Source organism: Roseibium sp. (assembly GCF_965216085.1).
Classification (GTDB): Bacteria; Pseudomonadota; Alphaproteobacteria; order Rhizobiales; family Stappiaceae; genus Roseibium.
In genome coordinates this window covers 5188274-5210852 of sequence record NZ_OZ244138.1, presented here as the reverse complement: position 1 = coordinate 5210852, position 22579 = coordinate 5188274, and the positions used below count along the sequence as shown (strand labels likewise).

Genomic DNA, 22579 nt, shown 5'->3' with positions numbered 1-22579 from the left:
TTTCTGGCGTCCGGTTTTCTCAATGTTTGATGACCGGAGCACTTGCTGGGTCATCTAAACCGAAGACTGACAAGGAAGACGCCAAATGGCTGAACTTTTCCAGTTTGAGTTGGTCTCGCCGGAGCGCCAGCTCCTGTCCGATGAAGTTGCCGAGGTTGTGATCCCTGGCACTGAAGGCGAGTTTGGCGTTCTGAAGAACCACAGCCCATTCATGTCCACCATCAAGCCGGGCATCTTGAAAGTCCGCAATGGCGGTGGCGCGTGGGACGAATACTTCGTCCGCGGCGGTTTTGCTGATGTGGCGCCAGGCGGCCTGACTGTTCTGGCAGAACAGGCAATCCCGGTGTCCGAAATCAGCGCTGACCAACTGGCTCAGGCGATCAAAAACGCTGAGGAAGATGTTGCTGACGCCAAGGATGACGACACCAAACAAAAGGCCGAGATGACTTTGTCTCAGCTGAAGGACGTCGCAGAAGCGTTGAAAGCTGCCTAATCCGGCTTCAATTTGCTGATGATTTTAGAAACGCGGTCCTAACGGGCCGCGTTTTTTTGTAGTTGAGCAACCCAAAAATGCTAAAAGCATCAGAGGTGCTTTTAGGGAGCAATGATGTTTGGTGCTGCAAGAAATCGTATTGTTAAGAGATTTGGCAAGAAGCCATCTAATTTGCCAATCTTAGAAATTGTATGGAATAACGCAAAGCTACATGTGGGCAAAAAACTACAACTCCAAGATTCTGGTTACCTCGATTTAGTGGAAATAGATCAGCAGTTAGTTGATTGGGTAAATGTTCTATTTCACGATGCGAAATTTAGTAGAGAAGAAGTACCAGCAAAATTTCGGGCGGCGTACTATTTTAGCTTTTATGACACTCAAGTAAAAAACGGTGGTCACTCGCAGTTCATTGCCAACTCAGGTCCACGCCGATTGTTGTTCTTAGAAGACGCGATGGAAGCGACTAAATCATTTAGTGAATTGCAGCACTATGAAATACTAGAAGAACTAATCGGCTGGATAAAAGAGAATCCCAGTGAAGTGGATATCCAAACTGGCTTCCAGGGAGGAAGGTCGCCTTTCTTGGATATTCTTGACGACAGATATTTTTCCCAGTCAAAGGAAAAAGATTCTTTAGTCACCAACTGTAATTGGATTTTGGGTTGGCAAGATGTGGATATTCTATCCGAAGAAGAATATGATCGAAGAATGAATTTATATAAATAATATAGGAATTAGGAAAATATAAAATATATTACCCGAAAAGAATTTAAGTAAAAGTTATAGAATTTTGATTTTCGATCCGCTTGATTTGATTTGTTATTAGTCAACCGAGCTTTTCCCAGCTTTATGCAGTGTCTTGATCGGCCGCAACGTGCTGTTCTCATCATAAAAACGGAAATTATTGCGGCCCTGATTTTTGACTTCATATAGGGCGATGTCGGCTTTCTTGATGATCGTACTTGTATCTGCATCACCAACGCGAATCGGCGCTATTCCGACGCTAATCCCGATTTCGATTTTCTCAGCATAGATCTTAAACGGACGGCGGATGCTTTCGACTATCCTTGAGGCGATCTCTGCTGTTCCCGCGGAGTTGGGGCCAGTCCCGGGTAAAATGATGGCAAACTCATCACCGCCCAGTCGCGCAACCAGATCGGACGAGCGGACACAGTCCCTAAAACGGATCGCAACCTGTTTTAGAAGTTCGTCGCCGACGTCATGCCCATAGGTGTCGTTGACTGGTTTGAACTTGTCCAAGTCCATGAGCAGAAGGTTGCCAGTGGTCCCCTGAATTCGTGCGTTCGCCAATGTATCGTTTAACGTCGCGTTAAAGAGCGTTCTGTTTGCCAAACCGGTTAAGCTGTCGTGGTGGGCCGCATAGGTGATTTTAGCAGCAGCTTGTTCACGAAGCGTGATGTCTTCATGCGTGCCGATCCAACCGCCCCCGGGCAGAGGGGCGTGAATGACGGAAACGATTTTGCCATTCTTGTGGGCGAACTTTGATCGAACGACTTCACCGGCGCTCATTCGCATCATCAAATCATGGATGTGTTCTTGTACATCCCCCTCAAAATCGCCACGGGCTTTTTCAGCATCGATCAATTCCCTCAATGTCTTGCCCTTGACGACTTCACCGTCAGGCTTGCCGAAGATGTCGATGTATTGCCGATTCCAAAGGGTGATCCGGCCACGTTCATCAAAGACGCTGACGCCCTGGCGCATGTTGGCAAGGACGGTTTCCAATTCTTCAAAGCGGTGCCGGGCCAGCTGCTCGCTTTCAGCGAGTTCTTTCTCCATATTTTTTCGGTCTGTGACGTCAAAGAAATTTAAGATGGCTCCGCCAGCCGGTAGCGGTGTCCCGCGCACTTCCAAAAACTTGCCGTCCGCTGTGCTCCGATCAAAATTGTACGGTTCCGGAGATTTCAATTGACCAAATTTCTCTAAGGCAAGCTGTTCGGGGTCACCCGGTCCAAAATTCCCTTTTTCCGCAGTGAATTTCAGATAATCCAAAATATGGAGTTTGCGATCGACAAGCTCCTGCGGATATCCAAGCAACTCGCCATAGGCGGAGTTGCAGGATGCCAATTGGAAGTGTTCGTCATAATGGACGACACCGCCGGGAAAGTTGTCAAAGATGACTTGAAGCGTATCAGCCTGCACCTTGGTTTCGGTTATGTTGGTCAGTGACACAACCACACCATCAAAACCAGATCGAGAATCATCTTCGATCGAACGTGCATTGAGTCTCAGCCAACTCGTCGAATAACCGAAAGCTGGCGTAAACTCTACCAGGATGTCTGTCATGACATGCGGATCGCGGACAGACATCGACAATGGTTCGCTGCTATGCCCTATCCCGTCAATGTCGCAGGTCATGTCGAGATCAAGCTGATCAACGTTGCGGCCTATCAATTCTTCCAAGGGGTATTTTAGGAGATCGACGACCGCGGGGTTCGCGGACTGGATATTCCCGTTACGGTCAATCAGCAGGACACCTTCGCTCAGCGCTTCCAGTGTTGTTCTTTGGATCGCTTCTGCCTGCAGGATTTTCTGCTCAGTTTGCTTCCGCTCTGTAATGTCAAATACGTTAAATACGACGCCGCCGTCAGGGAGTGCGGTTGAGTGGATATCAAGAACCTGTCCATTGGCTTGCATTCGCTCTTCATGGGTTGGAACAGAAAGATCCCAGTTATTGTACCTTTCTTGAGCAAGCTGCTCGGGGTCGCCTTGACCGTAATCTCCTCGAGTCGCCTGATATCGCATAAAGTCCAGTTTGTGAGCTTTTCGCTCGATCAGTTCTTCAGGAAAACTCAACATCTGTTGGAAGGAGTTGTTGCACGCTGAAAAGTGCATATCCTTGTCAAAGCAAGCAATGCCGGCGGCAACATTATCAAATACAGCCTTGAGTGTTTCCTCTTGCCACCGTTGCTCGGTGATGTCTTTTAGAGATACGACGACACCATCCAATCCAAACTCGTTTTCTGCTTCAACCGGAGACGCGTTGACGCGTAGCCAATAGGAATCAGATGTTCCTTTACGAGCAACACACGCGACGATGTCGTTTACCCGTTCCGGATGGGATGAAATCGTTCGTAGGATCGCCGCCGACTTGGTTTTATCGTTGCCTTCGAAACGCAACTCAATATCGAGGTCCTGGATCCGAGATCCGGTAAGGTCTTCGGGAGAATAGCCAAGAAAATCGGCACCGGCAGCATTGATCGACTGGATGTTTCCGGATCTGCTAATGAGTAAAATACCTTCGCTCAGGCTCTCTAATGTCGTCCGCTGTATCGCTTCTGCCGCCCGGATCGATGTTTCCGTCTTCTTTTGGTCTGTGATGTCCTGAAAGCCGCCAATCAGCCGCGTGACTTCGCCATCTTCAAATATCGGCCGCCCGACCGCCCGGACCCAGATATTCCGGCCGGTTGCTGTTGTGAACGGAACGTCTACGTCCCACCCAATTTTTTGTTCAATTGCTTGCTCTATGGCGAGGGAGATTTTGCTGCGGCTATCGGGAGGATAGAAGGCAAGCGCGAGTTCAACAGTCGGCTGGAAATCTTCGGGAACTTCGTGGATTTCGCGCGTTTTTTTGGTCCAGGTCAGGTTGTTGGACTTGAGGCATAATTCCCAAGCGCCCACACCTGAAACACTGGCCACTTCTTCAAGGAGTTCGCCTTTGAGCAGCGCAGAATTCCGCTCGGCATCCGCCTGCTTAACAGCTTGTTCTGTTTCGACCGTTGCCTGGTGGGTTTTGATCAAACCTTCGACGACGGTGCCAAGGTGGCGTAGCTGTTTGAGCTGTGATGCGGTTGGCGTGTGCGGTCTGGTATCGATAACACAAAGAGTGCCAAGCCGGTGTTTCCCGTCAAGTGAGATTGGGCAGCCAGCATAAAACCGGATCTTTGGATCGCCAACAACCAAGGGATTGTCTTTAAATCGATCATCCTCGAGAGCATTGGGGACGACGAAGAGATCGGGAGACAAGATTGCATGCTGGCAGAAGGAGATCTCACGGGGACTGCTCACCAATTCCATGCCGCAGCAAGCTTTGAACCACTGGTCCTTTTCTTCGATGAAGGAAATCAGGGAAAATGGGCAATCGAACACAGCTGCCGCGAGCTCAACGATAGCATCATACTCCGGAAGGCGTCCGGAGTTTATAAGCTGCAGCGTTCGAAGGGCCTTCAGACGCTCGGTTTCATTTTCCGACTGGACGATCATTTTTGATTCCAGCGCTTTCGTTGCACAGTGTCATAGTTTTTTACAAAATCTATCGCCAGAATAAAAATAAAGAATTAAATTGTATGTATCTATACGCAGTAACTTCAGTGAGAAGATTAGCATATTGTAAATACAATTTACGACATTGTTAAAAGTATTAAGATTACCTAGGGTAACTTGCGATATTTCGGTGTGTAATAGACCTTAAGGGCGATCAGAATGCTAAAAAACAAAAAACCCGGTCAAAAGACCGGGTTCTAAAGTCTCGTGGAGTTCCACGGGAATATGTGCCTTTTGGATCAGGCAGCTGTTTTTAAGCCGCGCGGCGGAAGGACAGGCTCATGCCACCACCAGAACGGTTGCGGCGGCGCTCTTCCGGCGGAATGTAGACGATGGAGCGGTGCTCGTCACAATAAGAAACGCCTGGCTCGACGCGGTTGTTGCACGGGAAGGTGTAGTTACCAGCATCACCTTCTGCCCATTTGCAGCAGCCTGGACGCGGAAGAGACAAGTCAGCCATGACAGTTTCCTTTATTTGGTCACGCACACAACAAAGGCGCTCGAGCATCCTCCCCATGTGAGGATCCGAACAGCCTTCGAAAGAAATCGGATGTAATCAGCGTTCAGGACATTTTTCATAGTCCCCCCTGCAAGCAGGGCGCTCTTCAGCAAACGCAGCGCTTACATAAGGCCAATGTCACAAAATTGCAATAGAATAGCCAGCATGACCGCTTTGCATTTGTTGCATAGCCGGTTAAAGCTTCTTTACCAATTATCTATTTTGGAAATACTTTAGAAGCAAAAACAATCATTTGGTGTGTTTATCTGGCAGGTGCCCGCCGGCTGCTTGAAGGGCTTCGGGAGTATCGAGATCTAGCCTGGCAGCTTCGCCGATGTCCACTTCGGCAACAAATCCGGGATTGTCGGCGATGACATGCCGCGCGCCAACATCGCCGCTCAAGGACTTCAGTGCTTCGAAAAAACGTCGATCCCAAAGAACCGGATTGCCGCGTTTTCCGCCGGCTGTGGCTGTGACGATCAAGTCATTGGTGTTTTGGCTATAAGCGGTAATCATTTGTCCCAGAACATCTGAAGTGATCCGGGGCATATCGCCTAGAAGGATCAAGACGGCGTCAATGTCGGACCTCAAAGCATTCATACCGGTCCGGATAGAACCGGACATGCCATCGGCGTAATCAGGGTTGTGCACGTTGGTCAGGTTAAGATCGGATATTTCGTCCTGGATTTTGTCGGCCAGATGTCCCGTTACCAGAATGGTCTGTGTGAGGTTAGTCCCACAGGCAGCTTCCGCCGCATGGCGGATTAGGGTTTTGCCGTCGAGTTTTGCAAGAAGCTTGTTTGGGCCACCCATACGCGAGGATTTGCCAGCGCCAAGGATAATGGCCGCAATTTTGGGCGAAGGCCTTGTGTGTTTGGGCGCGCGCGGCTGCGGCCGTGTTCCAATTTCCATGAGCAGGCCGCCGACCCCCATAGCAGTGATGTCGTTTCCAGAAACATCCAGCCCGGCTAGCAGCCGGTCTAAGATCCAGTCGAAGCCGTTTTCCTTGGGGCTTCGGGCACAACCTGGTGCGCCCAGCACCGGTTTGCCATCAAGCTCTCCAAGCATCAGCAAATTGCCTGGATCAACGGGCATACCAAGATGGCGAACAGTTCCACCAGCCATTTCTAAGGCCGCGGGTAGAACATCCGCGCGATCGACGACAGCAGATGCCCCAAACAAGATCAGAAACTCCGCGCCGTCTGCCGACAATGTGCTGATCGCGTCCGAAACGGCGGTTTCCGTATGATCGATGCGCAGTTCTCTCAAGATTATGCTTCCGCTTGGACGCAGGCGATCCTCCAGAACACGGCGGGTCTTATCCATGGTTGCCGTTTTTAGATGAGGCAGTTTGGTTGCGACCAAGCCAATCTTCTTGGGCGAAAAACTGGCGATGCGAACGGCCCCTTTGATCGCCGTTTCGGCCCGTTCGATCAGGGTCTCTGGTACGGCAAAGGGAATAATCTTAGATGTCGCGACCATCCGGCCAGGGGTTACCCGCGTGTAATTGGCGAGGGTCGCAAATGTGATTGCTGGATCTATCCGGTTGGCTGCTGTGACGGAGGCCGTGTCGACGACCAGGACGCCGTTGGTTTCGGCAAAAAGGTTCATTCGGCCTGTAAACGGGGCGTCTTGATAGAGGTCCCCACCCATGGCGGCTTTGCCGAGCCGGGCGGCAGCGGTGTCTTCATTCAGGTCGCCATCTTCGAAGGAGGCAACGACAACCGACTTCAGGCTGCTCTCGGCAAGGGCCCTACAATCGTCCGTCGTTAGCTTGTGGCCTTTTTTAAGTGTCCTGTCCGCAAGCTTTGTCGAATGCGCAAGGACACTGCCTTCCGCATTGTCTGGTGCGACTGGACCGAATTTCATGCTGCTTTATCCAGCGGTTTCCGGAGTGTCTTGATGATCGAGCCCAAGACAGCAACGGCAATTTCTTCTGGGGAGGCAGAACCAATATCAAGGCCAATTGGCGCTTCGATCCGGTTCAAGAGATCCTTGGAAATTCCGGCCTCACGAAAGCGGTCGAGACGTTTGCCGTGGGTCTTCCGGCTGCCGAGCGCGCCAACGTAGAAGCACCCTGTCTTGAGCGCTTCCCTCAGTGGAAAGTCATCGATTTTTGGATCGTGTGTGACAGCCGCTACGGCCGTGTAGGGATCGAGCGGCCTGTCTTTCAAAACGTCTTCCGGCCAATCAGCGATCAAACTGCTGCCGGGGAACCTGTCTTCTGTTGCAAAAGCTGTGCGCGGATCGATCACCGTCACATCAAAACCGGCGATCTCAGCCATGGGAACCAAAGCCTGGCTGATATGAACTGCTCCGATGATCACCAGGCGGGGAGCCGGCACGGAGACTGTGAGAAACGCTTCGCCTAAGTCTGTTTCAACAATTCCGGACTTCCCAGATCGGAAACGTTTGCTGAATTCTTCAGCCAGAGGGTCATCGCTATAGGGCGTGTCCTTTTGTACCAGCCGTTGTCGGCCATCGGCCATCTCGGTGACTAGGATCGCCGCACGCCGTGCTGCCCTCTCGGCGTTCAGCTGGCAGAGGAGAGAAAAATCCATGTTTTACCCGCGGTCCGTTGCAAGCTTGAGCCCAAGGCCCGCGAGCACGGATCCGCCGGCCCAACGGGTCAGGGTTTGGAATTTGGAAGAGCGGCCAAGCCGTTTCGTGACTTCAGATGCAAAGAAGACCGTGACCAAATCCGCAGAAGTGAAGAAGAAATTGACCACGGTACCCAGGATCAGGAATTGAGCCCAAATTGGCAAAGCTGCTTCCGGGCTGACGAACTGTGGCAGGAAGGCAATGAAAAAGACAGCCACTTTGGGGTTGAGCACCTCAACCAGAACACTGTCGACGAAAGCCCGCCGGCTGGTCTTCTGTGACAGTGACAGGATTGGTCCGGTTTCAGCGGGGGTACGGATCATTTGGATGCCGAGAAACACCAAATACGCACCACCGATCAATTTTAGGGCGAAATAGAGCGTTGGCACAGCAGCGAAAATGGCTGACAGGCCAAAAGCTGCCGCGGCAACATGGGCATAACACCCGATGTGAATGCCAAGTGCTGCAAGAAGACCGGCCTTTCTGCCCCGCGATATTGTTTGCGCAGCTGTGTAGAGCAAAGCGGGTCCGGGCATATAGGCAAAGAGAGCAGCCGCCGCTGCAAAGGCCAAAAGCGTTTCAAATGAAGCCATATGGGAAGCTCAATCAGGTAACAGGTTCAACATAAACACGAATGCGGCCGCCGCAGGAGAGGCCAACGCGCCAGGCGGTTTCATCGGCAACACCAAATTCTAGCGTCGTGGGGGTGCCGGTGTCGATCACATCGACAGCCTCGGCGACAACAGCGCCTTCGACGCAGCCGCCTGACACGGATCCTTCAAAATTGCCGTCAGAATCGATGACGAGATGGGAGCCTACCGGGCGCGGCGCGGAGCCCCAGGTTTCGATTACAGTCGCCAGCGCCACAGATCGTCCAGCCTGTTTCCAGGCTTCTGTGGTCGCCAGAATATCGGGGGCGGAGCGGCTGTCGCCATCCTGCATGGTTCAATCTCCTCACATCCATTTTGAATATAGCGGGTCCGCAAAAGGATGAAAGGAGGAGTTGCAATAGAAAAAGCACCTGCCGGCTGGCAGGTGCTCCTCAATTAGTCCACTTGTCAGACGGAATTTATTCCGCCGCAAGCCGAACCGCTGGGGCAGCGCTGCGCACAGTGCTGTCGACATGCGGCTCGAAGGTTTCGAAGTTGCCTACGAACATATCCACCAATTTGGCAGCTTGCGCATCGTAGGCATCCTTGTCCGTCCAAGTTGCGCGCGGGGTCAGGATTGTGCTGTCAACGCCTTCAACGGCAACCGGAACCTCAAAGCCGAAATTCGCGTCCGTGCGGAATTCAGCATTTGCCAGGCTACCGGAAAGAGCCGCTTGCAGCAATGTCCGGGTCGCCTTGATCGGCATGCGGTGGCCAACACCGTGGGCGCCACCGGTCCAGCCAGTGTTCACCAGCCAGCAGTCGACATTGTGCTTGGCGATCAGATCTTTCAGCAAATTGCCGTATTCAGATGGATGCCGCGGCAGGAATGGGGCGCCGAAGCAAGTCGAGAAAGTCGCCTGCGGCTCAGTAACGCCTTTTTCGGTACCAGCCACTTTCGCAGTGTAACCTGACAGGAAGTGGTACATTGCCTGTGCCGGAGTGAGGCGGGCAATTGGCGGCATGACGCCAAAAGCATCAGCGGTCAGCATGATGATGGTTTTTGGAACCGGTGCACAGCCCGTGTCGCTGGCGTTGGAAATGAAGTGGATCGGGTAGGCGGCACGGGTGTTTTCTGTTTTCGAGCCGTCGTCGAAATCCGGAACCCGGTTTTCATCCAGAACCACATTTTCCAGAACCGTTCCGAACCGCTGTGTGGTCGAATAGATTTCTGGTTCTGCATCGGCGGACAATTTGATTGTCTTGGCGTAGCAGCCGCCTTCGAAATTGAAGACACCGTTCTCGCTCCAGCCGTGCTCGTCATCGCCGATCAACGTGCGGGACGGGTCAGCGGAGAGAGTGGTCTTTCCGGTGCCAGACAGGCCAAAGAACACTGCGGTGTCACCGTCTTCACCGACATTGGCCGAGCAGTGCATCGGCATGATGCCTTTTTCCGGCAGCAGGTGATTGAGAACGGTGAAGACCGATTTCTTCATTTCGCCGGCGTATGACGTGCCGCCGATCAGGACGATCTTGCGGGTCAGATCAACTGCAATCACGGTCTCTGTGCGGCAACCGTGCCGGGCGGGATCGGCCTTAAAACTCGGCAGATCGACAATGGTCATTTCTGGAGCAAAAGCCGCCAGCTCGCTGCGCTTGGGGCGAAGGAGCAGATTGCGGATGAAGAGCGAATGCCAAGCATATTCGGTGTAAACACGCACCGGCAGCCGGTTTTCGGCGTCTGCTCCGCCGTAAAGGTCTTGCGCAAACAGTTCCATGCCATCTGCATGTGCGAGGAAATCCCCTAGGAGCACATCAAATTGCGCCTGGCTCATCTGCGCATTGTTGTCCCACCACACAGAATCTTTGGTCTGGTCGTCAAGAACAACAAATTTGTCTTTGGGGGAGCGGCCAGTGTGGACGCCGGTTTCGGCGACCAGCGCGCCGCCTGCTGCCATCCGGCTCTCGCCGCGGGACAGTGAATACTCATAAAGCGCAGGCTCGTTCTGGTTCCAATAGAGCGCTTTCAGGCCTTTGAAACCGAAAGTCTCGCTGCCAATGGCTGAATTCCTGTCGCCTACTTCCTGCATGATCCCGAGATCCTTGTGATGGGAGCTATTCAGTCGCCACCGGGCGAGTGTTAACAAATACTGAACCCGGTCGTGAGGGGTGCGAACCTAGTGGATGCGCAGTTGTGCAGCAAGACAGCCAAAGGGCTATGTGTTTGTTTAATCGATTAAAAAAAGGGAATAAATGACAGTTAATTAATTTGGTTGGCAAACTAAAAAACGAAACTTTCGAATTCTTCGATTTGCTTGTTGAGATGAAAGTATTTGCGTTTAAATCGCGCCATTGCCGGGCCGCAAGCAGTCAGCAATTGGCTAGAAAGCCACGTGACCGGAAGCTGAATGCCAGAGTAAGTGATAACCACCAATCGGCGACTGTCGACGGCCCCAGAGGAATGCTCCAAGAGACAGATCCTGCATGCGTCCTATATTGAAATGTGTCAACTGGCTTGAAAGCCACTTTGGTTGGGTCAGTCTTTCGAAAGGGGCCAGCTGGGCTTGAAACCAGGCCGCGGACCAGCCATCTGGACGAAGATCACGGCTCCGCGCGCAAGGCACCCAATTCCCAACAGAGGCATGCTTGCGCAGGGTAATCGCGATGTTCGCCTTAATTTTTGCGCATTTAGCAGGCCAAAGGCAATGTGTTACTGTTTTGCCGATGCGTGCCATCGGTGCGTTGCCGGAAATGGAAATAGACAAAAATGCCGACAATTGCCCTGGTTGATGACGACCGCAACATTTTGACCTCAGTTTCGATTGCGCTAGAGGCGGAAGGCTACCGGGTTCAGACCTATACGGATGGAACCTCCGCACTGGATGGACTGCAGAGCGATCCGCCGGAACTCGCGATCTTCGACATCAAGATGCCGCGCATGGATGGCATGGAGCTCCTGCGCCGTTTGCGTCAGACGTCAGATATTCCGGTGATTTTCCTGACCTCCAAGGACGATGAAATCGACGAGCTGTTTGGCTTGAAAATGGGCGCCGATGACTTTATCCGTAAACCCTTCTCACAGCGTTTGCTGGTCGAGCGGGTCCGCGCGGTATTGCGGCGGGCACAGCCACGGGACGCCTCAGCGCCGCGGGACGATGCGGATAAGCTGCTCGAGCGTGGACAGCTTTTGATGGATCAGGAGCGGCACACGTGCACCTGGAACAACAAGCCGGTTACCCTGACGGTCACCGAATTTCTGATCTTGTCGGCCCTTGCTCAGCGGCCAGGCGTGGTCAAAAGCCGGAACGCTTTGATGGACGCGGCTTATGACGATCAGGTCTATGTTGATGACCGCACCATCGACAGCCACATCAAACGTCTGCGTAAGAAGTTTAAAGTGGTTGACGATGATTTCGACATGATCGAAACCCTTTATGGTGTCGGTTACCGGTTCAGAGAGGTCTGAGCCGGAAAAGCCCCTAAAGGCAGGCCTGAATGGCGGTTGAAAGCGAGCATCTGGACGTTGATCCGTCCTCTGAACCGGAAACCGGTTCGGAGCGCTCGCGCTTGCGCCGTCTTGGCAAAAAACGGCTTCGCCGTCGCATCCTTAGCCGGTTCGGCCAGATTTTTGGCACTTACGTTCTCTCTTCGCTGACCCGGCGGATCATCGCCATCAACTTGGTTGGCCTGATCGCTCTGGTGATCGGGATCTTGTACCTCAATCAGTTCCGGGCCGGTCTGATCGATGCACGGGTACAAAGCCTTTTGACCCAAGGCGAAATCATTGCAGGCGCAATTGCGGCCTCCGCGACGGTCGACACCGGGGCTATCACGGTAGATCCGGAGCGACTGCTACAGCTGCAAGCCGGCGAAAGCATCACACCCACAACAGGCGATGATTTGGAAAGCCTCGACTTTCCGATCAATCCGGAGCGGGTCGGGCCCGTGTTGCGGCGCCTGATATCGCCAACTAAGACCCGCGCCCGGATTTACGACCCGGAAGGGATCCTCATTTTGGATTCGCGCCACCTTTATTCCGGCGCGCAAATTCTGCGATTTGATCTGCCGCCACCAAATGCGGAAGAAGACGGTTTTTGGGACACGCTTTGGCAGTGGACCAAACGGTGGTTCCGTCAGGGCGATCTGCCGCTGTATCAGGAGGTCGGTGCCGGGGACGGACGGGCCTATCCGGAAGTGGAGGCAGCCCTCGCCGGGTCACCGGCCAGTGTGACCCGGATCTCGCAACGTGGCGAACTGATCGTCTCAGTTGCGGTTCCGATCCAACGGTTCCGGGCTGTTTTGGGCACACTTCTGCTTTCCACCCAAGGCGGCGATATTGATGCCATCGTGCGGGCAGAACGCATCGCCATTATCCGCGTCTTCATGTTTGCCGCGACCGTCACAATTTTGTTGTCGATCCTGTTGGCGGGGACTATCGCAGGTCCTGTCCGCCGCTTGGCCGCAGCCGCCGATCGGGTGCGCAAAGGGTCAACGACATCTCGCGAGGAAATTCCGGAATTTTCCGACCGGCAGGATGAGATTGGCCATCTGGCGCGCTCATTCCGCGAGATGACCAATGCGCTCTACGATAAGATCGATGCCATCGAGCGGTTCGCGGCAGATGTGGCTCATGAACTTAAAAACCCATTGACTTCCTTGCGTAGTGCCGTCGAAACCCTGCCGCTTGCCCGCAATGAAGACTCTCGCAACCGGTTGATGGATGTCATCCAGCATGATGTGCGCCGCCTCGACCGTTTGATCAGCGATATTTCCGATGCATCCCGACTGGATGCCGAATTGGCCCGAACGCAGTCAGAGACGATCAACATGGCTGAACTATTGCGCAACATGGCCGATGCCGCCAATGAGCGAGCCGATGACGGCGCAGCACGGGTTAAGCTGACGGTTGCTGATGCACCGGGCGCGAAACCTTATGATGTTCAAGGCCATGATATCCGCCTGGGCCAGGTAATCAGCAATCTTCTCGACAATGCGCGGTCGTTCTCGCCTGAAAACGGGATTGTCCGCGTCGATCTCAGCCGTGACAGCCACCAGATCAAGATTACGGTTGATGATGACGGTCCGGGGATCCGGGCGGAAAACACCGAGCGGATTTTCGAGCGGTTTTACACCGACCGGCCGGACGGCGAAGGCTTCGGTAATAATTCCGGTCTCGGCCTGTCAATCTCCCGCCAGATCATTGATGCACACGGCGGGTCGATTTCGGCGACAAACCGGATTGAAGCAGATGAAGATGGCGACGATGCGGTTGCCGGAGCGCGGTTCACCATCTTGTTGCCCGCAGGCCGCACCAAGTGAACAGGCCAACGATCCATGCAAACTGTTTGGTCGTCGGGACAAAGGGTATTTTGATCCGGGGCCAATCTGGAAGCGGCAAGTCCAGTCTTTCTGAAGCGCTCATCGAATCTGCTCAAGTGCGGGGCCAATTCGCTGCGCTCGTATCCGATGATCGGGTGCAATTGAGAGTGGATTCGGGCCGACTGACCGCCGAACCGCCATCCACCCTCCAAGGTCTGATGGAAATACGCGGGTTCGGAATTGTTCAAGTCCGTCATTTGCCAAAGGCGCAAGTGCATTTGATTGTTGATCTAATCGGCTTGGAGGAAATGGAGCGGATCCCCGAGCATGCTGTGGCAAATGTGATGTTGGAAGGTGCCCAACTTTCTGGCATCAAATGCCCCGCTGTAGCACCACAATCCGCACTTCGACTGATCCGTTGGGCGTTCAGGCACCTTTTTCCGGGAAGTCCTGACTATTTTTAGGGCGCACTGCTTCTTTTTTACTTGCAACTGGCGAACCGGTTGTCGAGAGTGCAGCAGACTGATAAACGCCCGGCTCCAAAATGAGCCAAGCGGACCTCGATAATCGGGTTTTTATACATATGATCGGACTAGTCCTTGTCACTCACGGACGTCTCGCAGAGGAATTCAAGGCTGCCCTTGAACATGTCGTTGGACCGCAGGAGCAGGTGGAGACAATCTCCATCGGCCCAGACGATGACATGGAACAACGCCGGCAGGACATTCTTGCGGCTGTAGATGCAGCAAACTCCGGCAAAGGGGTGGTTCTTCTAACCGATATGTTTGGCGGGACCCCTTCCAATTTGGCGATTTCCGTTATGGACAGCAAATCCGTGGAGGTTGTGGCCGGGGTCAATCTGCCGATGCTGATTAAACTTGCCAGTGTCCGCGCTGACCGTGACCTGGCGCAGGCCGTTGACGAGGCACGTCAGGCCGGACAAAAGTACATTTCCGTCGCAAGCCAGGTGCTGTCGGGACAGAACTAAGAAGAACAGGACGCAAAAAAGCGTGTTGGAAAAAGACCTGACGATTGTGAACCGGCGCGGACTGCATGCCCGGGCATCTGCGAAACTGGTGAAGCTGGTTGAAACTTTCGACGCCGATGTCGAAGTTTCCAGAGACGGCCAAACCGTGGGCGGAACGTCGATTATGGGACTGATGATGCTTGCAGCGAGCACGGGCAGCAGCATCCGGGTTCGCATTAGCGGTGAACAAGCAGAACCGGCGCTGGAGGCGATCACCGATCTGGTTGAAAGCGGTTTCGGCGAAGAAGACTGACCTCGCTCTGCGATTCCGGAATCGCTAAATCAATAACATTCCGCCGCAAATTGAGCTTGCCTTCCACAAAGGTATCCGCGACCTTTTGCTCCGGCCAAAGGGGGCGCGTAATGATCAGACCATCTCAAGACAAACTATTGGATACTGCACGCAAGGCATTGGAGCACATTTACCGGGCCTTAGAATTGCAGTTCGGTTTTGAGCTATGGGACGGATCGACAGTTCCTGCAGATGCCCCAGCAAATGCAATGCGAATTGCCTTGTCTGAAACAGCTTTAACACGCCTGCTGCGCAAACCGAACCTGAAGACAGTTGTAGACCTTTATTCGCAAGGACAAATTGATCCGCGGGGTGGTTCCATTTTTGACTTTGCCGAGAAACGCCCAAATATCAAAGGCCGGGAAGTCCGTAAACGTTTGAACAAAGCGTTGCTGGCGCGGAGTGCATTGTCACTTGCCATGGGCCCTGCCGGTCCAGGGATGACCGAAGCCAATGGAAACGATGCTGGCCGAACTGCTGATCGCAGTTCCGGGAGCCGTAAAGACGATATTGCGTTTCACTACGATGTGTCCAATGACTTCTACCGGCTCTTTCTGGATCCGGAAATGGTTTATACATGCGCCTATTTCAAAGACTGGTCGAATGATTTGGCGACCGCCCAAAAAGATAAGCTGGACATGATCTGCCGGAAACTTAGGCTTCAGCCTGGAGATAGATTGCTGGACATCGGCTGTGGCTGGGGGGCGTTGATCTGCCATGCCGCAGAGCATTATGGTGTCACGGCACTCGGTGTCACACTGGCCGAAGAACAGTTGAAACTGGCTGAAGAGCGCATTGCAGAACGGGGCTTGGGCGACAAAGTTTCCGTTCAACTTGTTGACTACCGGGACTTGCCGGCTGGGCAGTTCGACAAAATCTCTTCGATTGGCATGTTCGAGGCAGTCGGCCTTGATAATTATGATAATTATTTCGAGGCCGTTCGCCGGCTGTTGCGTCCACGCGGGATTTATCTGCATCACGCCATCACTCGGCGCGGCAAGAAGGATCTCAAAACTTTCCGCCGCAAGCGGGCGGAATATAAAGCACTTGTCCGATATATCTTCCCAGGCGGCGAGGTCGACCACATCGGTTGGACATTGACCAATCTGGAAGCGCATGGCTTTGAGGTGCACGACGTCGAGGGCTGGCGGGAGCACTATGCCCGCACCACCCGGCTCTGGGCGAACAATCTAATGAATGCCAAAGACGAGGCTATCGCCGAAGTTGGAGAAGAGAAATACCGGCTCTGGCTCGCGTATCTCACGGGCGTTTCGCTGGGCTTTGAGCGTGGCACAATCAACATCTTCCAGACCGTCGCAACCAAACGGACCAAAGGCCCGTCCAACATGCCGCCGAGTCGCGAAGATCTTTACAAAGCACGATAGAAGCGCGGCGATTTTTAAAAAGGCTGCCGCATGATCTGGCGACCCGGAGATTTTTACAATCAGCCATCTTATGTAGGGGGCGGGGTTGGTGCGATCGCCTTGGGACAAGCTCGACGTTGGCCAATGATGGAATCCCATCTTATACCGGCATCCTAACGATGACTTAATCATATAAAGAAGTCTTTATATCTTTATTGCATGGTGCAGCCTGGAAGGGTATAACCCCGGCAACGGATGATGGATTTGCCATCAGTCCGGCCGGTTGCCGCGCGCGATCACCCAATTGGCTCCGGCCAATCGAAAAGCAGACGGCGGTTTCATAGAGCCGGCCCAGCAACAGGGGCCGGGATCAACAGCAGGAACATTTCATGGCTGATTATATCGTCAAAGACATCGGGCTCGCAGAGTGGGGCCGGACCGAAATTGAAATCGCAGAACACGAAATGCCGGGCCTGATGGCTTGCCGTGAAGAGTTTGGCGAGAGCAAACCACTCAAAGGCGCCCGCATTGCCGGCTCCTTGCACATGACCATTCAGACCGCTGTTCTGATTGAAACACTTGTCGCGCTCGGCGCGGAAGTTCGCTGGGCATCGTGCAACATCTATTCCACGCAGGATCAGGCAGCTGCCGCGATTGCTGCATCTGGTGTTCCGGTCTTTGCCATCAAGGGTGAGACGCTGGAAGAGTACTGGGATTACGCCGACAAGATCTTCGATTTCGAAGATGGTGCGAACATGATTCTCGATGATGGCGGCGATGCGACCCTTTACATCCTTATGGGCGCGCGCGTTGAAGCCGGTGAAACATCTCTGATCGAAAACCCAGGTTCTGAAGAAGAAGAAGCTCTTTTCGCTCAGATCAAGAAGCGTGCAGCGGCCAACCCAGGCTGGTTCACCAAACAGCGCGACATGCTTCAGGGCGTCACTGAAGAGACCACCACCGGTGTTCTGCGTCTTTATGAAATGCAGAAAAACGGCAAGCTGCCGTTCCCGGCGATCAACGTCAACGACAGTGTCACCAAGTCCAAGTTCGACAATCGGTATGGCTGCCGCGAATCTCTCGTCGACGGCATTCGCCGCGGTACAGACGTCATGATGTCTGGTAAGGTCGCCGTTGTCTGTGGTTACGGCGATGTGGGCAAAGGCTCCGCACAGTCTCTGGCTGGTGCAGGTGCCCGCGTGATCGTCACCGAGATCGATCCGATCTGTGCGCTGCAGGCGTCTATGGATGGCTTTGAAGTCAAGACCATGGAACAGGCGCTGCCGGAAGGCGATATCTATGTCACCGCGACCGGTAACAAGGACATCATCACCTTCGACCACATGCGTGGCATGAAAGACATGGCGATCGTCTGTAACATCGGCCACTTTGACAATGAGATCCAGGTTGCAGCTCTGAAGAACACCAAACTGCGCCCGGTCAAAGATCAGGTCGACATGTATGAGTTCCCGGATGGCAAGCGTATGATCCTGCTGTCTCAGGGCCGTCTGGTAAACCTCGGCAATGCGACCGGTCATCCGAGCTTTGTAATGTCGGCCAGCTTCACCAACCAGGTACTGGCGCAGATCGAACTCTTCACCAAAGGCGATCAGTATAAAAACGAAGTCTATGTGCTTCCGAAGCACCTGGATGAGAAGGTGGCTCGGCTGCATCTGGCCAAGCTCGGTGTCACGTTAACCGAATTAACTGACGGACAAGCCGATTATCTGGGGATTAACAAGGCCGGCCCGTTCAAGGCTGAACACTACAAATACTGATTCACTTGGCTCTCGCCACTACATGTAGTGAGTGCCGTGATTCGGCTCTGTGAACAAAAAAATGCAGGACCCTTCAATTTAAAGGGTCCTGTTAACTTTTCAGCAAGGGACTCTTCTGCGCGATTCTCAAAAAGGTTATTGTTTAACGAATCAGAGGCCAGAAGGCGGATGTCTTTGATTTGCTCCCAATAACCGGGAGCTGCAGCCCGCAAAATGCGGGTGAAGGCGGCGTAAGGGGATCATGGAATGCCGGAAGGCAGCAGAAACGGCGTGCGAGGCCGCGCGGCGTGGCAGGATTGGAGTCTGAAGACGGTCAAACTCGGCTGCATGTCGGGTGTGGCGCTGTCCCTGTCAGCAGGGTCTGCGGCCGCTGATCTGTTGTCTGGCACAATGGCTGCGATAAACCCCGACAACATGGTTCTGTTTGGCGCTCTTGGCGGCATGTGCGCTTTTGCCGTGACCGCCGCGATCGCCCTTGTTCATCACCGACGTCAATCTGGACAGCTAACCGATTCCCTTGAAAAGGAAAAGCGGGATCTGAAGTTCCGTGTCGACCGTCTGGAAGCCATGCTCAACACCGATGAGCAGCGGGTCATAGTCTGGACCGGTAATGGAGCCATGCCGCAGATTTGGGGCATCTTGCCGGAAAAATCCGGCGTTCCGCGACCTCCGGCACAGCTTTTGGCCTTCGGCAGCTGGCTGTCGGCAAAATGCGCCGGCGATCTTGAACGGTATCTGGATCTGTTGTTCCGCACAGGAGAAACATTCACCACCACTTTAAAAACCCGGACGGGCAGTTATGTCGAAGCGCTCGGGCGCACGACCGGTGGTGCTGTGGTGCTGCGCCTGCGCGATTTGACTGGTGAACGACAGATGCAGGCCGAACTTCAGGCCCGCAACGCCAAAATTTCCGGCGAACTTCACATGCTGCATGCGCTGCTCGACGCCATGCCCGCGCCTGCCTGGCAGCGGGATGCGGAAGGCAATGTCATCTGGGCCAATGATGCTTATGCCGAAGCGGTCGAAATGCCAGATGCAGAAGCAGCAGTGAAAGAAGGCGCTACCTTCCTCGATGCGGCTGCCCGAACGGCAATGGCCGTTCAGCGCAATGAAGACGGCTGTTTCAGCGCCCGGATTCCGATTGTCGCTTCCGGTCAGCGCCGGGTGTTCGAAATCACCGATGTCAACGCGAATGTCGGTGGGGCCGGCATTGCCGTGGACATCAGCGAATTGGAACAGGCGCAAAAAGAACTGGGCCGTGCGGAAGAGTTCCATGGCCGGACCCTGGATCAGCTCGCAGCAGCTGTGGCGATCTACAGCGGCGATAAGAAGCTTCAGTTCTACAATGCCGCATTCCGTCAAATGTGGGACCTGGATCCGGCTTTCTTGGAGAGCCGCCCGGAGGACGGCGTTGTTCTCGATACCCTACGCGCGGGCCGGAAAATTCCGGAACAGGCAGACTACCGTGGCTGGCGCAACAAGATGCTGGAGAGCTACCAGTCCTTGGAAGCCAAGGAAAACTGGTGGCACCTGCCAGATGGCCGCACGGTGCGTGTAATCGCCAATCCGCATCCGCAGGGCGGCGTCACGTACATTTATGAGAACGTCACCGAGCAGCTCGATCTGGAAAGCCGCTACAACGCACTGTCTCGGGTTCAGGGTGAAACGCTCGACAACTTGTCAGAAGCCGTTGCTGTGTTCGGTTCTGATGGCAAGCTGCGGCTCTGGAACCCGGCATTCGGCCGGATCTGGAATCTAGAAGAAGAGCAGCTTGCAACGCTGCCGCATGTCAATGAAGTGGTCACGTCCTGCGCCTTGAACGAGACCGAGCAGCAGGCTTGGGAACAGCTGGCTGGAAGTGTCACCGGATTGGTCGACAATCGCACTCAGAATATCAGCCGCTTGGAGCGTCACAACGGTGAAGTGCTCGACTATGCCACGGTGCCGCTGCCGGATGGTGGCACGCTGGTCACCTTTGTTGATGTCACTGACAGCGTGAATGTAGAGCGGGCACTTCTGGAAAAGAACGACGCACTTCAACAGGCCGACCAGATCAAGAACGCGTTCATTCAGCACGTGTCCTACGAGCTGCGGTCGCCGCTGACCAATATCATCGGCTTTGCTCAATTGCTTGCCGATCCGAAGTTTGGCGATTTGAGCGAAAAACAGGGCGAATACGCGGACTACATTCAGTCGTCCTCTTCTGCACTGCTTGCCATTATCAATGATATCCTGGACCTGGCCACGCTTGACGCCGGCATCATGGAATTGGATCTTGGCGAAGTTGATGTCGCCTCCACGGTTGAAGCGGCGGTCGAGGGCCTTAAGGACAGAATTGCGGAAGCCCGGATCAACCTCAGAACTCAAGTTCCAGATGACATTGGCAATATGGTTGCCGATGAAAAACGACTGCGCCAGGTGCTGTTCAATTTGATTTCAAACGCCGTGCGTTATTCTGAGCCCGATGGTGTTGTCGACATCAGCTGCGACCGCGATGATGACAAAGTAACCTTTGTGGTCAAGGATCACGGCCTCGGCATACCTGCGGAAATCCTGACGCAAGTGTTCAACCGTTTTGTCGGTCATGACACGGGCGCACGCCGCCAGGGCGCCGGACTTGGCCTGGCGATTGTGAAGAGTTTTGTCGAGTTGCACGGTGGAACGGTTGATATTGACAGCGCCGAAGGCAAAGGCACGACCGTGACATGTGTCTTCCCGGCGCATCCGGAACTGGCAGACCAGGCCGCGGCCGAATAAGGCCCGGACACCATGGCGTCCCATCAGCTCCGCGAACTTTCCACTTCCTTCCTGACTCTCACACTTTCCTCTGAAGCCGAAACGCGCCAGCTGGCAGAAGACATCGCATTGATCCTGAAGCCGGGCGATGTGCTGTGCCTGTCCGGTGATCTCGGCGCTGGCAAATCCACTTTCAGTCGCGCGTTGATCCGCAATGTTGCCGCTGATTATGATCTGGAAGTGCCCAGTCCGACCTTTACACTCGTTCAGTCGTACGACCTTGCCCGGCTCAATCTCTCCCATTTTGACCTCTACCGGCTCGAAGAGCCAGAAGAGCTGGAAGAGCTCGGGCTTGAAGAGCTGCTGGACGACGGTGCGGCTCTGATCGAGTGGCCGGAAAAAGCGGAAGAGCTGCTTCCTGACACGGCGCTGTGGCTGCAGTTCCAGCATGGTGACGATGAAGATACCCGCCAGGCTGTATTCTTTTCGGAAGACCCTGTGTGGCAGGAGCGGTTGGAAGCAACCCTTGAAATTCGCGCTTTTCTAGAGGGAGCGCTCGGCACGGCCTGGGAGCGCTATCATCTGGCAGGCGATGCGTCTTTGCGCACGTTCGAGAGGATCGAAAAGGGCGGCGAATCTCTGGTATTGATGCGCTGGCCATTTTCCGGTTCTGCGCTGCCGGAGCTTGTCAGGGCCTATATGGACAAAGTGCATTTGGCCAAGGATTGCCGCTCGGTTGCGGCGGTCGGGCAAGAGCTCCGCAAGATCGGAATTCATGCCCCGGCCGTCCGGGCGGCAGATTATGAAAAAGGTCTGGTACTGTCGGAATATCTGGGCAGCGAGACCATTGTTATTGATGGCAAGGCGGTCCCGGAGCGGTATTTCGCGGCTGTTGATGTTCTGGCAGCTATGCACGCGCATGATTTTCCAGAAACTGTGCAGCTTGATACCGGTGACACCTATCAAGTCCCGCTCTATTCCATCGACGCACTGATCGCCGAGGCGTCGCTGTTTCTGGAGTGGTATGTCCCGGAAATGAACGGTGAACCGGCAAGTGAGCACAGCAAGGCTGAATTCGAAGCCCTGTGGCGTCAAGCGCTGGACGCTTGCTCAACGGCACAAACTGGCTGGGTTTTGCGGGATTTTCATTCGCCAAATCTGTTGTGGCAAGAGCAGGCGGACGGCACGGACCGGATCGGGATCATCGATTTTCAAGATACGGTCATTGGTCCGGTGGCCTATGATGTGGCATCGCTTCTTTTGGATGCACGCACAGATATAGATGCCAGTTCGGAAAACGCGTTGTATGATGCTTATGTCAAGGCGCGGACTGAGCAATCAGACAGCTTTGACAGTCAAGCGTTTTCAAATGCTTATTCAATCATGGCCGCGCAACGGATTACCAAGATATTGGGGATTTTTGTGCGGTTGGCCCGGCGCGATGGCAAATCGGCGTACCTTGGTCATCTGCCCCGAATGGAGGCATATCTGGACCGGGTATTGGCGTCGCCAGTGTTGTCGGAACTAAAAAAATGGTATCAGCAGTATCGGGTTTGACGGCGATTTTCGTGCCAGAGAGCTCCTGCCACAACTGAG

At 54.0% G+C, this 22579-nt stretch carries 18 protein-coding genes; 11 read left to right on the top strand and 7 right to left on the bottom strand.

Annotation, left to right across the window (positions count from 1 at the left end; genetic code table 11):
- Positions 1-85: 85 nt before the first annotated feature.
- Together ACOOFE_RS24435 and ACOOFE_RS24430 are read left to right on the top strand one after the other, a co-directional pair.
- Positions 86-493 carry a F0F1 ATP synthase subunit epsilon gene (locus tag ACOOFE_RS24435; protein WP_420412444.1) on the top strand — a complete coding sequence of 136 codons (408 nt, stop codon included), beginning with the start codon at positions 86-88 and terminating at the stop codon, positions 491-493.
- Between the two features lie 114 nt (positions 494-607).
- Positions 608-1219: a DMP19 family protein gene (locus ACOOFE_RS24430; protein WP_420412443.1), complete on the top strand. Its 612-nt coding sequence runs from the start codon at positions 608-610 to the stop codon at positions 1217-1219.
- A gap of 96 nt (positions 1220-1315) precedes the next feature.
- On the opposite strand, the gene ACOOFE_RS24425 is transcribed toward ACOOFE_RS24430, so the two are convergent.
- The 7 genes from ACOOFE_RS24425 to ACOOFE_RS24395 all read right to left on the bottom strand — a co-directional run bounded on the left by ACOOFE_RS24425 (position 1316) and on the right by ACOOFE_RS24395 (position 10557).
- Positions 1316-4717: a PAS-domain containing protein gene (locus ACOOFE_RS24425; protein WP_420412442.1), complete on the bottom strand. Its 3402-nt coding sequence runs from the start codon at positions 4715-4717 to the stop codon at positions 1316-1318.
- A 313-nt stretch (positions 4718-5030) separates the two neighbouring features.
- Positions 5031-5237: a hypothetical protein gene (locus ACOOFE_RS24420; protein WP_420412441.1), complete on the bottom strand. Its 207-nt coding sequence runs from the start codon at positions 5235-5237 to the stop codon at positions 5031-5033.
- A 288-nt stretch (positions 5238-5525) separates the two neighbouring features.
- The gene (locus ACOOFE_RS24415; RefSeq protein WP_420412440.1) at positions 5526-7145 is read right to left on the bottom strand and encodes an NTP transferase domain-containing protein; all 1620 of its coding nucleotides are present in this window, start codon (positions 7143-7145) and stop codon (positions 5526-5528) included.
- Positions 7142-7837, bottom strand: coding sequence for an XdhC family protein (locus ACOOFE_RS24410; RefSeq protein WP_420412439.1), 696 nt, complete (start codon positions 7835-7837; stop codon positions 7142-7144). Before ACOOFE_RS24410 ends, ACOOFE_RS24415 begins: the two co-directional genes overlap by 4 nt.
- A gap of 3 nt (positions 7838-7840) precedes the next feature.
- On the bottom strand, positions 7841-8470 hold the full coding sequence (locus ACOOFE_RS24405) for a LysE family translocator (protein ID WP_420412438.1): 630 nt from the start codon (positions 8468-8470) through the stop codon (positions 7841-7843).
- Between the two features lie 13 nt (positions 8471-8483).
- Positions 8484-8819 (bottom strand): XdhC family protein, encoded by a 336-nt coding sequence (locus ACOOFE_RS24400; protein ID WP_420412437.1) that lies wholly within the window; start codon positions 8817-8819, stop codon positions 8484-8486.
- Positions 8820-8946: 127 nt separating this feature from the next.
- The gene (locus tag ACOOFE_RS24395) at positions 8947-10557 is read right to left on the bottom strand and encodes a phosphoenolpyruvate carboxykinase (RefSeq protein ID WP_420412436.1); all 1611 of its coding nucleotides are present in this window, start codon (positions 10555-10557) and stop codon (positions 8947-8949) included.
- Between the two features lie 677 nt (positions 10558-11234).
- Here ACOOFE_RS24395 and ACOOFE_RS24390 point away from each other — a divergent pair.
- From ACOOFE_RS24390 to tsaE, 9 genes are all read left to right on the top strand, one after another.
- The gene (locus tag ACOOFE_RS24390; protein WP_141183802.1) at positions 11235-11933 is read left to right on the top strand and encodes a response regulator transcription factor; all 699 of its coding nucleotides are present in this window, start codon (positions 11235-11237) and stop codon (positions 11931-11933) included.
- Positions 11934-11962: 29 nt separating this feature from the next.
- Positions 11963-13786, top strand: a complete 1824-nt coding sequence (locus ACOOFE_RS24385) for a stimulus-sensing domain-containing protein (RefSeq protein WP_420412435.1) — start codon at positions 11963-11965, stop codon at positions 13784-13786.
- Entirely contained in the window at positions 13783-14250 is a 468-nt protein-coding gene (locus tag ACOOFE_RS24380; RefSeq protein ID WP_420412434.1) for an HPr kinase/phosphorylase, read from the top strand. The genes ACOOFE_RS24385 and ACOOFE_RS24380 overlap by 4 nt, the downstream gene beginning before the upstream one ends.
- 119 nt (positions 14251-14369) lie before the next feature.
- A complete protein-coding gene (locus ACOOFE_RS24375; protein WP_141183799.1) occupies positions 14370-14774 on the top strand; it encodes a PTS sugar transporter subunit IIA in 405 nt (134 codons plus the stop codon).
- A 22-nt stretch (positions 14775-14796) separates the two neighbouring features.
- Entirely contained in the window at positions 14797-15066 is a 270-nt protein-coding gene (locus tag ACOOFE_RS24370) for an HPr family phosphocarrier protein (RefSeq protein WP_141183798.1), read from the top strand.
- A 110-nt stretch (positions 15067-15176) separates the two neighbouring features.
- On the top strand, positions 15177-16490 hold the full coding sequence (locus ACOOFE_RS24365) for a class I SAM-dependent methyltransferase (RefSeq protein WP_420412433.1): 1314 nt from the start codon (positions 15177-15179) through the stop codon (positions 16488-16490).
- Between the two features lie 368 nt (positions 16491-16858).
- Positions 16859-18247 carry an adenosylhomocysteinase gene (ahcY, locus tag ACOOFE_RS24360; protein ID WP_420412432.1) on the top strand — a complete coding sequence of 463 codons (1389 nt, stop codon included), beginning with the start codon at positions 16859-16861 and terminating at the stop codon, positions 18245-18247.
- A 246-nt stretch (positions 18248-18493) separates the two neighbouring features.
- Positions 18494-21004 (top strand): ATP-binding protein, encoded by a 2511-nt coding sequence (locus ACOOFE_RS24355; RefSeq protein ID WP_420412431.1) that lies wholly within the window; start codon positions 18494-18496, stop codon positions 21002-21004.
- A 12-nt stretch (positions 21005-21016) separates the two neighbouring features.
- On the top strand, positions 21017-22540 hold the full coding sequence (gene tsaE, locus ACOOFE_RS24350) for a tRNA (adenosine(37)-N6)-threonylcarbamoyltransferase complex ATPase subunit type 1 TsaE (RefSeq protein WP_420412430.1): 1524 nt from the start codon (positions 21017-21019) through the stop codon (positions 22538-22540).
- Positions 22541-22579: the final 39 nt, after the last annotated feature.

What these genes read in the sequence shown, in the direction of transcription:
- ACOOFE_RS24390 (WP_141183802.1), top strand. Translation starts at nt 11,235, where the DNA reads ATGCCGACAATTGCCCTGGTTGATGACGACCGCAACATTTTGACCTCA.
- ACOOFE_RS24430 (WP_420412443.1), top strand. Translation starts at nt 608, where the DNA reads ATGTTTGGTGCTGCAAGAAATCGTATTGTTAAGAGATTTGGCAAGAAG.
- ACOOFE_RS24400 (WP_420412437.1), bottom strand. Translation starts at nt 8,819, where the DNA reads ATGCAGGATGGCGACAGCCGCTCCGCCCCCGATATTCTGGCGACCACA.
- ACOOFE_RS24375 (WP_141183799.1), top strand. Translation starts at nt 14,370, where the DNA reads ATGATCGGACTAGTCCTTGTCACTCACGGACGTCTCGCAGAGGAATTC.
- ACOOFE_RS24415 (WP_420412440.1), bottom strand. Translation starts at nt 7,145, where the DNA reads ATGAAATTCGGTCCAGTCGCACCAGACAATGCGGAAGGCAGTGTCCTT.
- ahcY (WP_420412432.1), top strand. Translation starts at nt 16,859, where the DNA reads ATGGCTGATTATATCGTCAAAGACATCGGGCTCGCAGAGTGGGGCCGG.
- ACOOFE_RS24365 (WP_420412433.1), top strand. Translation starts at nt 15,177, where the DNA reads ATGATCAGACCATCTCAAGACAAACTATTGGATACTGCACGCAAGGCA.
- tsaE (WP_420412430.1), top strand. Translation starts at nt 21,017, where the DNA reads ATGGCGTCCCATCAGCTCCGCGAACTTTCCACTTCCTTCCTGACTCTC.
- ACOOFE_RS24355 (WP_420412431.1), top strand. Translation starts at nt 18,494, where the DNA reads ATGCCGGAAGGCAGCAGAAACGGCGTGCGAGGCCGCGCGGCGTGGCAG.
- ACOOFE_RS24425 (WP_420412442.1), bottom strand. Translation starts at nt 4,717, where the DNA reads ATGATCGTCCAGTCGGAAAATGAAACCGAGCGTCTGAAGGCCCTTCGA.
- ACOOFE_RS24385 (WP_420412435.1), top strand. Translation starts at nt 11,963, where the DNA reads ATGGCGGTTGAAAGCGAGCATCTGGACGTTGATCCGTCCTCTGAACCG.
- ACOOFE_RS24435 (WP_420412444.1), top strand. Translation starts at nt 86, where the DNA reads ATGGCTGAACTTTTCCAGTTTGAGTTGGTCTCGCCGGAGCGCCAGCTC.
- ACOOFE_RS24420 (WP_420412441.1), bottom strand. Translation starts at nt 5,237, where the DNA reads ATGGCTGACTTGTCTCTTCCGCGTCCAGGCTGCTGCAAATGGGCAGAA.
- ACOOFE_RS24405 (WP_420412438.1), bottom strand. Translation starts at nt 8,470, where the DNA reads ATGGCTTCATTTGAAACGCTTTTGGCCTTTGCAGCGGCGGCTGCTCTC.
- ACOOFE_RS24410 (WP_420412439.1), bottom strand. Translation starts at nt 7,837, where the DNA reads ATGGATTTTTCTCTCCTCTGCCAGCTGAACGCCGAGAGGGCAGCACGG.
- ACOOFE_RS24395 (WP_420412436.1), bottom strand. Translation starts at nt 10,557, where the DNA reads ATGCAGGAAGTAGGCGACAGGAATTCAGCCATTGGCAGCGAGACTTTC.